Here is a 14,242-nt window from a genome sequence, read left to right as displayed (position 1 = left end):
CCTCGACGCTGCTGCGACGCGCCGTCATCGTGACTCCACGGCGAACGCTAGGCTAGCGGTCGAGTCCCCCTGAAGGGGACTTTCCGCGGAATTCCGTGATCGCCGGGCCTGCCACGCTCGGAGAGGGGCGGCGCAATGCCGATCGAGTTCTCGCCCTCTGAACGCTCAACCGTGGGCATCGAGTGGGAGATCGCGCTCGTCGACCGCGACACAGGCGATCTGGTGCAGGCCGCGCCGGAGGTGCTGCCGAAACTGGGTCCTGGCGACGGCAGCGAGCATCCGCAGATCACGCACGAGCTTCTTCTCAACACGCTCGAGCTCGTCAGCGGTGTGCACCACAGGGTTCCGGATGCCGTGGCCGACCTCCAGCGCCTCACGGAGCGGGTGCGCACCGTGACCGACTCGATGGATGTCGAGCTGATGTGCGCGGGCACGCATCCGTTCGCGCAATGGTTCGACCAGAAGCCCACGCCGTCGGAGCGCTACGAGCATCTGCTGGAGCGCACGCAGTGGTGGGGCAGGCAGATGCTCATCTGGGGTGTGCACGTGCACGTGGGCATCGAGAGCCGCGACAAGGTCCTGCCCATCCTGAACGGCCTGCTGACGTTCTATCCGCACCTGCAGGCGCTCAGCGCGTCCAGCCCGTTCTGGGGCGGCGTCGCGACCGGCTATGCGTCGAATCGCGCGCTCATGTTCCAGCAGCTGCCCACCGCGGGTCTCCCGTGGCAGATGAGCAGGTGGAGCGACTACGAGGGCTACGTCGACGACCTGGTGACGACGGACATCATCCGCGACTACACCGAGGTGCGCTGGGACATCCGGCCGTCGCCGCACTGGGGCACCGTGGAGATGCGGGCGTGCGACGGCGTGTCGACGGCGAGCGAACTGGGCGCGCTGGCCGCCGTCATCCACTGCCTCGTGGAGAGGATGTCGACACAGCTCGACGAGGGCGAGGTGCCGCTCGCACTGCAGCCGTGGTTCGTGCGCGAGAACAAGTGGCGAGCGGCGAGGTACGGCATCGACGCCGACATCATCCTCGACCCGGGCGGCGCGCAGGGAAGGGTCGCCGACGGCATCCGCGCCCTCGTGACGGAGCTGGCGCCGATCGCGGAGCGGCTCGGATGCGAGAACGAGCTGGCCGACGTGGAGCGCATCCTGGATCGCGGCGTGAGCTATCAGAGACAGCTCGCCGTCGCTCAGGCGAACGGCGGGAGCCTGCCCGCCGTGGTCTCCTCGCTCACCCGGGAGCTGCGCAACGGCCTCGAATAGGCACAGGCCGAACAGGCACGAGCCGAATAGGCGCGAGTGGACGCGCCCGGCCGTGCGGCAGCGACCCCGAAAGGTCAGCCGCGGCCGAACAGCCTCTGCACGGCGGCCAGCTCCTCGCCCGTCGGCGGCTTCTGGCCGCCCGCGTTCTGGCCGGCCGGGTTCTGACCGCCGAGGCCGAATCCGGATCCGCCGGCGGACGATCCGGCCGGCTTGACGCCAGAGGCCAGTGCGGCGTTCTCCGCCGCCCGCCGCGCCGGATTGCCAGAGCGCGAGGACTTGCCTTTCTTCTTCTGCTGCTGCTTGCGGCCCGCGAATCCGGCACCGGGGATGGGACCCATGCCGGGAACGTTCGGCACGCCGCCCTTGGCGACCGTCTTCATCATCTTGGAGGCCTGCTCGAACCGCGTGACGAGCTGGTTCACGTCCGTCACGGTCATGCCGGAGCCCTTGGCGATGCGCAGGCGACGGGATCCGTTCAGCAGCTTGGGGTTCGTGCGCTCAGCGGGCGTCATGGACTGGATGATCGCCTCGGTGCGGACCACTTCCGACTCGTCGAACTGGTCGAGCTGCTGACGCATCGCTCCGGCGCCGGGCAGCATGCCGATCATCTTCTTGATCGAGCCCATGTTGCGCAGCTGCTGCATCTGCTTCAAGAAGTCGTCGAGTGTGAAGCTGTCGGTCGCGAACTTCTCCGCGACCTTGCGGGCCTCCTCCTCGTCGAACGCCTGCTGCGCCTGCTCGATGAGCGTGAGCACGTCGCCCAGGTCGAGGATGCGGCTCGCCATGCGGTCGGGGTGGAACGGCTCGAAGTCGTCGAGCGTCTCACCCGTCGATGCGAAGATGATCGGCCGGCCGGTGACCGACGCGATCGAGAGCGCGGCACCGCCTCGCGCGTCGCCGTCGAGCTTGGTCAGCACGACACCCGTGAAGTCGACGCCCTCCTGGAACGCCTTCGCGGTGTTCACGGCGTCCTGTCCGATCATCGCGTCGATGACGAACAGCACCTCGTCGGGATTCGTCGCCTTGCGGATGTCCGACGCCTGCTTCATGAGCTGTGCATCGATGCCGAGGCGCCCGGCCGTGTCGATCACGACAACGTCGTACTGCTGGCGCTCCGCCTGCTTGACGGCGTCCTTGGCGACGCGCACCGGATCGCCGACGCCGTTGCCGGGCTCGGGCGCGAACACCGGCACGCCGGCCTGCTCGCCCACCACCTGCAACTGGGTCACGGCGTTCGGCCGCTGCAGGTCGGCTGCGACCAGCATGGGCGTGTGGCCGTCCTTCTTGAGCCACTTCGCGAGCTTTCCGGCCAGGGTCGTCTTTCCAGCGCCCTGCAAGCCGGCCAGCATGATGACCGTCGGCGGCTTCTTCGCGAACTCCAGGCGGCGCTGCTGACCGCCGAGGATGCCGATCAGCTCCTCGTTGACGATCTGCACCACCTGCTGGGCGGGGTTCAGCGCCTTGTTGACCTCGTCTCCGAGCGCGCGCTCGCGAACGGTCGCCGTGAACTGCTTGACGACGTCGAGAGAGACGTCCGCGTCGAGCAGCGCGCGGCGGATCTCGCGCACCGTGCCGTCGACATCCGAAGCGGACAGCTTGCCCTTGGTGCGAAGGTTCTTGAAGGTCTCGGTGAGCCGGTCGGAGAGGGTGCCGAAGGTAGCCATGGTGGGGTCCATGGTAACGGAGCACTCTGATCGCGTGGCGTACGCCACCGCCGGTTGACGATTCGCCGTCCGCACCCCCACACCGCAGGTTGAGCCTGTCGAAACCGACGCCGCGAGTTCGGCTGGTTTCGACAAGCTCAACCAGCGGTAGCGGTGACCTATTCGCCGTCGTCGACGCCGACGACGTCGCCGCGATCGTCGAAGCTCACCTGCAGAACAGCATCCGTCTCGTCGGGGTCGATCGAGTACGTGAACACCGCGAACGCTGCATCGTCCTCCGTGGCCTCCGGGTGCAGCACGACGCTGAGCAGCTGCAGCGACCGCAGCACGTCCATGGCGATGTCGCCCGAGTTGTGCACGAGCAGATCGAGCAGCGACTCCCCCATGTCGTCGACCTGGTGGTCGATGTACTGCGTCGTGACGGAACCGCGTTCGCTCAGTTCGGCGACGAGCGCGTCGCGAGCACGTGCATCCAGCCCCTCGAGCGACCGGATGACGGCGGCAGCGGCATCCAGACCACTCTCAGCCACGTCGTCGGCGTTCGGGGCCGTCAGCTCGACCTGCACCGGCTGCTCGGCCACGTCGACGGTCTCGCTCCAGTGCAGACCACCGGTGGAGTCCTCGTCGACGATGCCGAAGAAGTCGTGTTCGATCGCCATCCCAGCCTCCGTCAGCCGACCAGCTGCTGTGCGAAGACGTGCGGGGTGAAGCCCGTGAGGTCGCCGATGCCCTCGCCCTGCCCGACGAGCTTGATGGGCAGTCCGGTGCGTTCCTGCACGGAGAGCACGAAGCCGCCCTTCGCCGACCCGTCGAGCTTGGTGAGCACGAGCCCCGTCACGCCGGCGTGCTCGATGAAGGCCTGCGCCTGCGCGAGACCGTTCTGACCGGTTGTCGCATCGAGCACGAGCAGCACCTCGGCGATGGGCGCCTGCTTCTCCACGACGCGCTTGATCTTGGACAGCTCGTCCATCAGACCGCCCTTGGTGTGCAGCCTGCCCGCGGTGTCGATGATGACGATCTCGGTGCCGGTGTTCTTGGCGTACTCGACCGTCTGGAAGGCGACGGATGCCGGATCCTGCCGCTCCTGCTGCGGCCGCACGATCTGCGCACCGGCGCGCCCCGCCCACGTGGCGAGCTGTTCGACGGCGGCCGCACGGAACGTGTCGGCCGCGCCGACCACGACGGAACGATCGAAGTTGCGGAGGAACTTGGCGAACTTGCCGATCGTCGTCGTCTTTCCGACTCCGTTGACCCCGACGACGAGCACCACGGCCGGGCGCTCGGTGAGGTTCAGCGTGGGGTCGAATCGCACAAGGCGCTCCTCGATGGTCTCGCGGAGCATGCGCTGCAGGTCGGCCGGATCGGTCGTGCGGTACCTGTCGACCTTCTGATGCAGCTCGTCGACGATGGCCTCGGTGACCGAGGGGCCGAAGTCGGCCGTGATGAGCGCGGCCTCCAGGTCGTCCCAGGTCTCCTCGTCGATCGTGCGTTTCGCGAACATGCCGCGGAGCGCGCCAGCAAGCGACCAGGAGCGTTCAGCCATGCCCTCCAGCGTAGAGGCGATTGAGGGTCGGGCGTGCGAGCTCGCTCGCATGCCCGACCCGATTGAGTCTTTGAGCGGCGCAGCCGCAATAGAGGCGATTGAGGGTGGCATGTGCGAGCTCGCTTGCACATGCCACCCGATTGAGTCCCCTGAGCGGCGCAGCCGCGATAGGGGTGATTGAGGGTGGCATGTGCGAGTGCACCCTCGCGGCTGTCGGCGGTGGCGGATAGCGTCGGGCCATGCAGACGGAATCCGAACTCGACGCGCTCCGCTCCCGCCTCTCAGGCAGCCTGTTCCTTCCCGCCGACGCAGGATACGACGAGGCCAGGCGCGCCTGGAATCTCGGCGTCGATCAGCGACCCGCAGCGGTCGCCATTCCGGCGGATGTCCCTGACGTTCAGGCGATCGTGCGGGCGGCCGCGGCATCCGGCCTCGGCGTTCTGACGCAGCCGAACGGGCACTCCGCAGGACGCGACCTCGCCGATGTGATCCTGGTGCGCCCGCGTGCCTTCGACGAGATCACGATCGACGTGGAGCGCCGAACGGCCCGGGTCGGCGCCGGTGTCAACTGGCGCACCGTGCTGCCGCGGCTGGATGCGACGGGGCTCATCGCGCTCGCGGGCAGCAACCCCGCCGTCAACGTCGTGGCCTACTCGCTCGGCGGCGGTCACTCGCTGTTCGGACGCACGTACGGCTTGCAGGCCCCTGCCATCACGGCGGTCGACCTGGTCGACGCCTCCGGTGCGGCCCTGCGGGTGACCGAGGAGCGCGACCCGGAGCTCATGTGGGCGCTTCGGGGCGCCGGAGGCCTGTTCGGCGTCGTCACGGCGATCGAGTTCTCGCTCTTCGACGGCGACGAGCTTTACGGCGGCAAGCTCACGTTCACCCCCGACCGCGCCGCCGACCTGCTCACCGCCGTGTTCGACGTCGCGCGCGAGCAGCCGACCCTCGGTCTCGCGTTCGGCATGCTCAACTTTCCCGACGTGCCGCAGCTGCCAGACGCCCTGCGCGGCAAGACGCTGGCGTCCGTGGACGTGCTACATATCGGCGGCGCCGACTCGGGTGCGCCGCTCGTCGAGCCGCTGCACGCCGTCGGGCAGCCGGTAGCCGACACGATCGGCGTGTTCGGCATCGGCTCTCTGGCGGCCGTGGCGGCCGAGCCGGTCGACCCCATGACGTATGCGGACTGGAGCAGTGCCTCCAGCGGCTACGACGCCACGTCGGCCGCGGGCCTGGTCGAGGCGTTCCGCGAGGGGTCCGCGCGCGGGCTGAGTCGCATGGAGGTGCGACCGCTCGGTGGCGCGCTGCGTGCAGGCGACCACGAACGAACGGTCTCCGCCCCTGTCGCCGCCCCTGCCTACGTCGGCGCCGGAATGACCGTGAGCGATGCGGCGCAACTGGGCGGCGCCACGGCGGCATTCGCCCCGCTGGATACCGCCGTGCGAACGACACCGGCGACCGGCAACGTCGGCACGCTGCTGGACGACCGCGCGACGCTGGCCGACGCCTACAACGAGAGCTCCATTGCCCGGCTTCGACGGCTCAAGGCGGAACGCGACCCTCAGGGCACCATCCGAGCGGCGCGCGAACTCGACCGTTGATCCCGCCCGGCCGTGCCGGCCAGCCGACCTCGGCTCCGCGAGTCCGCCCGCGCCGTGACACGCCGAACACGACGAAGAACACGACGACGGGACCTGAAGGACGACGCGGACCGGAAGGACGACGAGGACGGGCGACGAGGACGGGAAGGAAGAGCCGGCTCAGGCCGTCTTGCGGGCGTCGTCGCTGACCGCGCGCCCGGCTTCCCGCTCGGCGACGCGCTGCCCGACGACAGCCGAGACGCCGTCCTGACGCATCGAGACGCCGTAGAGCGCGTCCGCGATCTCCATGGTGCGCTTCTGGTGCGTGATGACGATGAGCTGGCTGTCTTCCCGCAGGTCTTCGAACGTGGTGAGCAGGCGTCCCAGGTTGGCGTCGTCGAGGGCCGCCTCCACCTCGTCCATGATGTAGAACGGGCTCGGCCTGGCCTTGAAGATGGCGAGCAGGAAGGCGACGGCCGCCAGCGACCGCTCACCGCCGGAGAGCAGCGAGAGACGCTCTATCTTCTTCCCGGCGGGGCGAACGGAGACCTCGATGCCGGTGGTGAGCAGGTCGTCAGGATCGGTCAGCCTGATGCTGCCGCTTCCGCCGGGGAACAGCACGGGGAACACCTCGGAGAACGTGCGCCTGGTGTCTTCGAACGCCTCGGCGAAGATGCCCTGCATGCGCTCGTCGATCTCGGCGATGATCGTGAGCAGGTCCTTGCGCGTGTTCGTCAGATCGGTGAGCTGCTCGGTGAGGAACTTGTGGCGTTGCTCCAGCGCCGCGAACTCCTCGAGGGCGAGCGGGTTGACGCGTCCGAGACGGGCGAACTTGCGTTCGGCATCCTGCAGTCGTCTCTCCTGCTCCTCGCGCACGAACGGACGCCCTTCGCCGCCTTCCGTCTCCGAAGGAATGAGCGTCTCCGGCCCGTACTCCGCGATGAGCACCTCCTCGACGAGGCCCAGCTCGCTGCCCGCCCGCTCGAGCAGCGACGAGAGGTGCAGCTTCTTCTCGTAGATCTGCAGTTCGAGACCGTGCACGCTTTCGCTGACAGCCTGGAGCCGGTCGCGAAGGGATGCCTCGTCGCGGCGGAGGGCGAGCAACTCCTCGTTCTGCCCGGCCCGCGCCGCCTCGGCAGCGGCGAGCTCCGTTCTCGCCTGGCTCACTGACCGGTCGACCGAGTCGAGCACGGGAGGAAGCGCCGCGATGACGCGTTCCGCCGCCTGCACCTGATGGCGTCGCACCACCTCGCGTCGTGCCGCCTCTGCGGCGGCCGCACGCTCGGCCTCGAGGCGCTTGACCAGGGACGCGGCTCTCGTCTCCTCGGCACGCACGCGCTCGCGCGCCGTCTCACCGGCGAGCCGCGCCTGCACCTCGGCCTCGCGGCACGCCTCGAGCTCGGCCGCGATGGCGTCGCGCTCTCCCACATCGAGGATCGGGCGAGGCTTGGATGCATGCGCCTCGTGCGCACGAGAAGCGGCTTCGGCAGCGCGCTCGGCCTCGTCGACCTTGGCCTCCGACTCCGCGATGCCGCGCGCCATCCGCTCCGCTTCCGCGTTGGCGGCCTCCAGCTGCGCCGCCAGGCGGCTCGTCTTCTCGGTCTGCTCGGCGAGCTGGGCGTCGTAGGCCCGCAGCTGCGTGAGGGCGGCGGCAGACGACTGCTTCGCCGCTTGAAGCGCCTCGCGTTGGCCGTCGTGTTCGGACTTCGCCGTCGCGATCGCCCTGTCCAGCTCCTCCAGACGCGCCGCGGCGGTATCCCGTTCCGCCAGCAGTTCGATGCGGCCGGCGCCGGCACCGTAGCCGCCTCTGAGTGTGTAGGCGGAGAGCACTTCGCCGCCGCGAGTCACGAGCACGGTATCGGTGTCGGCCACCTGCGGCCACGCCTGGTGTGCGGCATCCAGATCGGGCACGACCACGACGTGCCGCAGCAGCGCGCGGATGCCTTCGCTCGCCACGACGAGCAGCTGGTCGGCCGTGCGAGCACTCTGCGCAAGCGTGAGGCCGGCCGGGAGCGCGTTCCCGTTCCGGTCACCGCTTCCGCCCTCGACGACGAGTTCGATCGAGCCGAGGTCTTCGGCGGACGCGAACCGGGCGGCCGACACGGCGGTGTCCCTGTCGCTCACGAGGACGGCGTCGGCCAGCGACCCGAGTGCGGCCGCGATGGCCGTCTCGTACCCGGGTTCGACTTTGATGGCATCCGCCACCCGGCCCTCCACGCCGGGGCGGCCCGCTGCGATGAGCGCAGCCGAGCCGTCCCTCGCCTCGAGCGCGCGGCCCAGCGCGTTCACCTGTCCGGACAGCGCATCCCGCTCGCGCTCCAGAGTGCGCAGCTCGTCTCGAAGCCTCTCGATCTCGGCCTCGGCGTCGAACACGGATGCCTGCGCCACCTCGTACGCCTCCGCGAGCTCGGACTGCGCATCGGGGCCGAGCGGTGAGGCCCCCTGGCTGTCGGCAAGCGCCTCTTCCGCCGCCGTCCGCCGCTGCTCGGCCGCCTCGAGCTGGTTCCGCTGACGCAGCACCTCGCCCCGGAGGGCGGCAAGGCGCTGAGCGGCGGCATCCGCTTGCCCGGCGAGCTTGGAGAGCTCGAGATCGTGCCGGGACACGAGTGCGCTCTGCGCCGCGATCTGCTCGTCGAGCGCGTCGAGCCGTGACCGTGCCGCCCGAGTGGCCGCCTGCGCCGCCGTCACGGCGGCATCGGCCTCGGCGACACCGTCGCGAAGCAGCGCCGCCTCCGCCCTGGACTCCTCGATCATCGCGGGCGTGACCGTGCGCGCGGATTCCGACAGGTCTCCCTGAGAGCCGAGCAGGGCCAGACGCTGATTGGCGAGCGTGAACAGGGAGCGAAGCCGCTCCTGCGCGGACTCGAGTGCGAAAGCCGTGCGTCGTGCCGCGTCGACGGCATCGCTCACCTGCTCCTGTTCGATGCGGGCGATCCGCAGCTGCTTCTGCTCGAGCTGCTCCTGCAGCACGATGCGCTCGCTGTGCCGCTGGGACTCGTCGCGAGAGTAGTCGTCGAGCGCGGTGCGCAGCGAGACGACCTCATCCGCCAGCAACCGCGCCCTGGCGTCGCGCACGATGGCCGCGATGGTCTGCGCTTCTCTCGCCACCTCGGCCTGAGCGCCGAGCGGCTTCAACTGCCTGCGGATCTCTCCGGCCAGATCGCTCAGCCGCGTGAGATTGGTCTGCATCGCCTCGAGCTTGCGCAGGGTCTTCTCCTTGCGCCTGCGATGCTTGAGGATGCCGGCTGCTTCCTCGATGAAGCCCCGCCGGTCGTCGGGGCTCGCGTGCAGCACGGCATCCAGCTGGCCCTGCCCGACGATGACGTGCATCTCGCGCCCGAGCCCCGAGTCGCTGAGCAGCTCCTGCACGTCGAGCAGCCTGCACTGCTTGCCGTTGATCGCGTACTCGCTGCCGCCGTTGCGGAACAGCGTGCGGCTGATCGTCACCTCGGAGTATTCGATCGGCAGCGCCCCGTCGGCGTTGTCGATCGTGAGCGTGACCTCGGCGCGTCCGAGCGGTCCTCGCGTGGATGTGCCGGCGAAGATGACGTCCTCCATCTTGCCGCCGCGGAGCGTCTTGACGCCCTGCTCCCCCATCACCCAGGCGAGGGCGTCGACCACGTTCGACTTGCCGGAGCCGTTGGGACCGACGATGCAGGTGACACCCGGCTCGAACGCGAAGGTCGTCGGCTGAGCGAAGGACTTGAAGCCCTTGAGCGTCAAGCTCTTCAGATGCAACCGGCGCCCCCTCTCCTGCCCGCCGCGGGCCGCGTGTCTAAGGTACCCGACCACGGGCGGGCTTCCCGGCAGGAGAAGAGGCCGGTCTGCCGATTGACGCAGCCGTGGGGCGGACCAGGTTCGCACGTGCCGACCTCATCGAGGTGAGGGTGCGCGCGACGCCGTTCCTCGCGAGGATGGGACCGAGGGTCTCGCTCGTTGCGGGCGAGGAGAGGGGGCGCGCACCGGTGCAGGTGAGGATCGAACGGGTGACGGTGCCCGAGAGCATGGATGCCGACACCGACGGCGCGTTCGCCGGATTCGTCGACGTGGGCAACGACTGCGCCCTGCACCTGTGGCACAACGACGACTTCGTGTACGACCCCGCCGATCAGCTCGCCTGGTATCGACCGAGCCCGTTCCGCGTTCGGATGCTGTATCTCGCGCGCCTCGACGACGTTCCGACGGGACGGCTCATCGTCACCGTGCCGCTCGAAGAGGACGCCACAACGGCCGAGGTAGAGGTGCATGTGATCCCGGCCGCCCGGCGGCACGGCATCGGCACGGCGCTCCTGCGCCAGGGCGAGGAGCTCGTGGCCGACGCCGGCCGCGTCGACATCTCGACGTTCACCGAGCATGTGATCGCCGACATCCCGCCTGGTGCACAGACGGTGGCGCCGGAGGCCGGCCCCACCGGCCTTCCCGCCGACGATGTGACACGCTTCGCGCTCGCCTCCGGCTATCGACTCGGACAGGTCGAGCTCGTGAGCCGTCTGAGCCTGCCGCTAACGGATGCCGTGCGCGAGCGGCTGCAGAGCGAAGCCGACTCCCGCTCAGGCGGCTACCGCATCGTGACGTGGTGGATGCGCTGCCCAGACGAACTCGTCGACGGATACGCCGCCGCGCGAGCTCGCATGGTCGAGGACGTTCCGCACGACGGCATCGTGCTCGACCCGGAGCACTGGGACGCGGAGCGCGTTCGCGAAGAGGAACAGCGCTGGATCGAGGCGGGCGAACCGGCGCTCGTGGCCGCCGCCGTGCACGAGGCGACAGGGGACGTCGTCGCCTACACGATCCTGCTCGTCGCCCAGGGCTCGAAGAAGGTCGAGCAGTGGGACACGCTCGTGGTGGGCGCTCATCGCGGTCATCGGCTCGGCCTCGCCGTCAAGCTGGCCAATCTGCGTGCGCTGACGTCCGTGGCTCCGGGCGTCGAGCGCATCCTCACGTGGAACGCCGCCGAGAACGGTCCGATGCTGGCGATCAACGACGCTCTCGGTTTCGTGCCTTCAGCACTCAACGGCAACTGGCAGAAGCACCGCGACTGAACACTCAGGCACCCGTGGTCGGAGTGGGAGCCGGTGCGCTTGTGGATGGGGCGCTCGTGTGCGGCGCAGTCGGCGCCGGTGCACTGATTCCCGGCGCACTGGTTCCCGGCGCACCGGGTGTACCTGTTCCCGAGGGCGTCGAGCCCTTCGCATGCGCCTCGCACCTCGCGAGCCGGTCACCCACTTTGGCAGCGACGTCTTTCACTCGCTCGCCGTATCCACCTGACGCCGCCTTCGAGACGATCGCCTTGATGTCGGCGGTCCTCGCGTCGCCGTTCGCCGATCTGGCCTTCTTCACGTCGTCGCGGAGCGCTGACGGAAGCCTGTCCCATGCCGCTTTCACACCCGCGAGCGTCTTCTTGTTGTGTGCTGCGGACTCGACTGCGGCACCGTAGTCGCCGGAGTAAGCCTTCTTCAGCACACTCTGCAGCGCTGCGTGTCGTGCCGACGTCGAGGACTGATGGGCCGCGGAGGCGACGTCCTTGCGCAGTGCGTCGGGGAGTCGGTCGTAGTCGTGCTTCAGCACCAGCAGAACCCCGCCGCACGATCCGCTGCCGGATCCGGAGCTCGCCATCGCAGCCAAAGCGTCGGGTGCGACGACGCTGCGAACGGCGACCGTCGGTGCAGCGGTAGCCGGCAATGTCGCACACGCCACGCCACCCAGAACGAGAGCCGCTGCGGCCAGGCCCGTCGCGGCGAAGACGACCCGCCGCCCTCTCCTTCGCGGCGGGAGCCCCGTGCCCGCCTCTCGTTCCGGATGGCTCGATGTGTTCGCCGGGGACGCGACGTGGCCCAGCCCTGCGTTCTCGGTCTGTGGTTGCGATCTCGTCATGGCTGTTCCCTTCGATTCCTGCTCGGTTCGAAGACAGCATTCCAAGCGCGTGTGCGCGTCGAGTGGGGCGTGTGTTCGGGCAACGTAAGCGTTCTCTGTGAGGCCCATCGGGTTCGTCCAACGCCATCCCCGAGCGGCTTGAATGGGGTGCATGGATGCCGCTTCCGGACTGGTCCTCGTCGTGGAGGACGAGCGCGCCATCGCCGACCTCGAGCGGCTGTACCTCTCACGAGCGGGGTTCGGCGTCGAAGTGGTCGCCGGCGGAGACGCCGCCATGGCCGTCATCCGCGCCCGTCGCCCCGTCGCGGTCGTGCTGGACGTGGGCATCCCCGGCGTTGACGGGATCGAACTGTGCCGGCGGCTTCGGGCGGAGGACGACTGGACGCCCGTCATCTTCGTCACGGCTCGAGACGACGAGATCGAACGCCTCGTGGCACTCGAGCTCGGTGGTGACGACTATCTGACCAAGCCGTTCTCGCCGCGCGAGCTCGTGACCAGGCTCAAGGTGGTGCTCAGGCGCGCGCACGGAGTCCCGACTCGGCACGAAGTCCGCCTCGGGACCCTCGTGCTGGATCAGGACACGAGGATGGCAGCACTCGACGGTCGGGAGCTGGCGCTCACGGCCACCGAGTTCGACCTGCTTCTGCACCTGATCCGTTCCCCGGGCAGGGTGTTCACGCGCGAGCAGCTGTTGTCCTCGGTCTGGGGTCATGCCGACTACGCCTCGGGGAGGACGGTCGACGTGCACATCGCTCAACTGCGGTCGAAGCTCGGCCCGCTGTCCGGCATCCGCACCGTCCGCGGCGTCGGCTACGCGATCGACCCGCCTTCTCCGCAACGGTCCGACGCGGAGACGCGAGCGGGCGCATCCCGGTAGGTCGACGGCATGCGCCTCCTCCCCCGCACACTCGCGGGTCGCATCGTGTTCACCACCGTGGCCGTCGCGCTGGTGGCAGCCGTCGTGGCCGGTGCCGTCTCGCTCGGGCTCGTGCGCGCGGCCTCACTCAGCGACGCCCGAACGGAGGCGTCCACCCTTGCCGAGGAGCTCGCCGCGCTTCCGGAGGCGCAGCTCGAGCAGCGTGTCGAGGGCCAGTCGGCCGGTGGAAACTCGCCGAAGATCGCGCTCATCGCCAGTGACGGATCCGTGACGGGGACGATCGGCGTCGTGCTTCGCCCCAGGGTGCGGCAGCGACTGGCACAGAACTCGCCGTTGTCGACCACGGTCGTGCTGGACGGCAGGAGATTCATCGTCGAGGCGCGCCCGACAGTGAGCGGGGGAACGGTCGTCGTCGCCAGAACGCAGACCTCGGTCGACTCCGCAGCGTCGAGGGTGACGGGGCAGCTGCTCATCGCGCTGGCCATCGGGCTTGCTGTGGCGATCGTCGCGGGCATCCTGCTGGCCGGAGCCGTGTCACGCCCGCTGTCCAGGACAGCCGCCGCTGCACGACGGTTGGCCAGGGGCGACCGCAACGTGGAACTGCCGAGGACGGGAACTGCCGAGGTGTCCGATGTCGTCGGCGCTCTCGACGAGCTCGACGAGGCGCTGAGCGTGAGCGAGGCGCGGCAGCGGGAGTTCCTGCTCTCCATCTCGCACGACCTGCGCACCCCGCTCACCGCTCTGCGCGGGTACGCGGAAGCTCTCGCCGACGGCGTCGTCGATGCACAGAACTCGCGCGAGGTGGGTGCCACGATGCTCACCGAGACGCGTCGCCTTGACCGGTTCGTCGCCGACCTTCTTGAGCTGGCTCGCCTGGAGGCTCACGATTTCACGGCCGAACTCGGTCCCGTCGACATCGCCATCGTTCTCCGCGAGGCCGTCGCAGCGTGGAGTGCCGTTGCCGCGGCCGGCGGGGTGGAACTCAGGTGCGACGCGGCCCCCGAGATCGTCGCGAACACGGATGCGCACCGGCTGCGTCAGATCATCGACGGTCTGCTGGAGAACGCGCTGCGAGTGACTCCGGCCGATGGTGTCGTGGAGATCGGGGCGCACGTGCAGGGAGCGGTCGACGCCGACCGGTGGCGGCCGGCAGGCGGCTCGAACCGCATTGCCATCACCGTCAGCGACACGGGCGCCGGCCTGACGCCGGAGGACCGGCAGGATGCCTTCGTCCGCGGTGCGCTCCACGACAGATATCGCCAGACGCGTGCGGTCGGCACCGGACTCGGACTGTCCATCGCCCAACGTCTGATCACACGTCTCGGCGGCACGCTCCAGGCGCTCGACACCGCGAACACGCCATGGGGAGCGTCGTTCCAGGTAGAACTGCCGTGCTGGACCTCGCCGTCGGCTTCTTCGACCACGCCGTAGGTTG

Annotated in this window: 10 protein-coding genes; 5 read left to right on the top strand and 5 right to left on the bottom strand. The window is 69.3% G+C overall.

Annotated elements, in window-relative coordinates:
- Positions 1-135: 135 nt before the first annotated feature.
- Entirely contained in the window at positions 136-1,269 is a 1,134-nt protein-coding gene (locus VHB92_RS09635) for a glutamate--cysteine ligase (protein ID WP_325453530.1), read from the top strand.
- A gap of 74 nt (positions 1,270-1,343) precedes the next feature.
- Here VHB92_RS09635 and ffh read toward each other — a convergent pair whose 3' ends face one another.
- The 3 genes from ffh to ftsY all read right to left on the bottom strand — a co-directional run bounded on the left by ffh (position 1,344) and on the right by ftsY (position 4,476).
- Positions 1,344-2,933, bottom strand: a complete 1,590-nt coding sequence (ffh, locus tag VHB92_RS09630) for a signal recognition particle protein (protein WP_325453529.1) — start codon at positions 2,931-2,933, stop codon at positions 1,344-1,346.
- A 158-nt stretch (positions 2,934-3,091) separates the two neighbouring features.
- A complete protein-coding gene (locus VHB92_RS09625; RefSeq protein WP_325453528.1) occupies positions 3,092-3,592 on the bottom strand; it encodes a DUF2004 domain-containing protein in 501 nt (166 codons plus the stop codon).
- Between the two features lie 11 nt (positions 3,593-3,603).
- Positions 3,604-4,476, bottom strand: a complete 873-nt coding sequence (ftsY, locus tag VHB92_RS09620; RefSeq protein ID WP_325453527.1) for a signal recognition particle-docking protein FtsY — start codon at positions 4,474-4,476, stop codon at positions 3,604-3,606.
- A gap of 239 nt (positions 4,477-4,715) precedes the next feature.
- Here ftsY and VHB92_RS09615 point away from each other — a divergent pair, with 239 nt between their 5' ends.
- Complete coding sequence (locus VHB92_RS09615; RefSeq protein WP_325453526.1) at positions 4,716-6,077, top strand: FAD-binding oxidoreductase; 1,362 nt, start codon at positions 4,716-4,718, stop codon at positions 6,075-6,077.
- Between the two features lie 159 nt (positions 6,078-6,236).
- On the opposite strand, the gene smc is transcribed toward VHB92_RS09615, so the two are convergent.
- Positions 6,237-9,794 (bottom strand): chromosome segregation protein SMC, encoded by a 3,558-nt coding sequence (gene smc, locus VHB92_RS09610; protein WP_325453525.1) that lies wholly within the window; start codon positions 9,792-9,794, stop codon positions 6,237-6,239.
- Positions 9,795-10,042: 248 nt separating this feature from the next.
- Here smc and VHB92_RS09605 point away from each other — a divergent pair, with 248 nt between their 5' ends.
- Positions 10,043-11,098 (top strand): GNAT family N-acetyltransferase, encoded by a 1,056-nt coding sequence (locus tag VHB92_RS09605; protein WP_325453524.1) that lies wholly within the window; start codon positions 10,043-10,045, stop codon positions 11,096-11,098.
- A gap of 4 nt (positions 11,099-11,102) precedes the next feature.
- Here the strand turns inward: VHB92_RS09605 and VHB92_RS09600 are convergent, their stop codons facing one another.
- Entirely contained in the window at positions 11,103-11,930 is an 828-nt protein-coding gene (locus VHB92_RS09600) for a hypothetical protein (protein ID WP_325453523.1), read from the bottom strand.
- 151 nt (positions 11,931-12,081) lie between these two features.
- Here VHB92_RS09600 and VHB92_RS09595 point away from each other — a divergent pair, with 151 nt between their 5' ends.
- A complete protein-coding gene (locus VHB92_RS09595) occupies positions 12,082-12,807 on the top strand; it encodes a response regulator transcription factor (protein WP_325453522.1) in 726 nt (241 codons plus the stop codon).
- 9 nt (positions 12,808-12,816) lie between these two features.
- Positions 12,817-14,238, top strand: coding sequence for a HAMP domain-containing sensor histidine kinase (locus VHB92_RS09590; RefSeq protein ID WP_325453521.1), 1,422 nt, complete (start codon positions 12,817-12,819; stop codon positions 14,236-14,238).
- The last annotated feature ends 4 nt before the right edge of the window (positions 14,239-14,242 follow it).

It is taken from the genome of Humibacter sp., from assembly GCF_035547335.1.
Lineage (GTDB): Bacteria > Actinomycetota > Actinomycetes > Actinomycetales > Microbacteriaceae > Humibacter.
Note: the sequence above shows the minus strand (reverse complement) of the source record. Positions and strands in the feature narration are given on the sequence as shown.

Excerpts from the sequence above, each read along its gene's own strand:
- VHB92_RS09595 (WP_325453522.1), top strand. The coding sequence starts at position 12,082 with ATGGATGCCGCTTCCGGACTGGTCCTCGTCGTGGAGGACGAGCGCGCC.
- VHB92_RS09635 (WP_325453530.1), top strand. The coding sequence starts at position 136 with ATGCCGATCGAGTTCTCGCCCTCTGAACGCTCAACCGTGGGCATCGAG.
- ftsY (WP_325453527.1), bottom strand. The coding sequence starts at position 4,476 with ATGGCTGAACGCTCCTGGTCGCTTGCTGGCGCGCTCCGCGGCATGTTC.
- ffh (WP_325453529.1), bottom strand. The coding sequence starts at position 2,933 with ATGGCTACCTTCGGCACCCTCTCCGACCGGCTCACCGAGACCTTCAAG.
- VHB92_RS09615 (WP_325453526.1), top strand. The coding sequence starts at position 4,716 with ATGCAGACGGAATCCGAACTCGACGCGCTCCGCTCCCGCCTCTCAGGC.
- VHB92_RS09625 (WP_325453528.1), bottom strand. The coding sequence starts at position 3,592 with ATGGCGATCGAACACGACTTCTTCGGCATCGTCGACGAGGACTCCACC.
- VHB92_RS09590 (WP_325453521.1), top strand. The coding sequence starts at position 12,817 with ATGCGCCTCCTCCCCCGCACACTCGCGGGTCGCATCGTGTTCACCACC.
- VHB92_RS09600 (WP_325453523.1), bottom strand. The coding sequence starts at position 11,930 with ATGACGAGATCGCAACCACAGACCGAGAACGCAGGGCTGGGCCACGTC.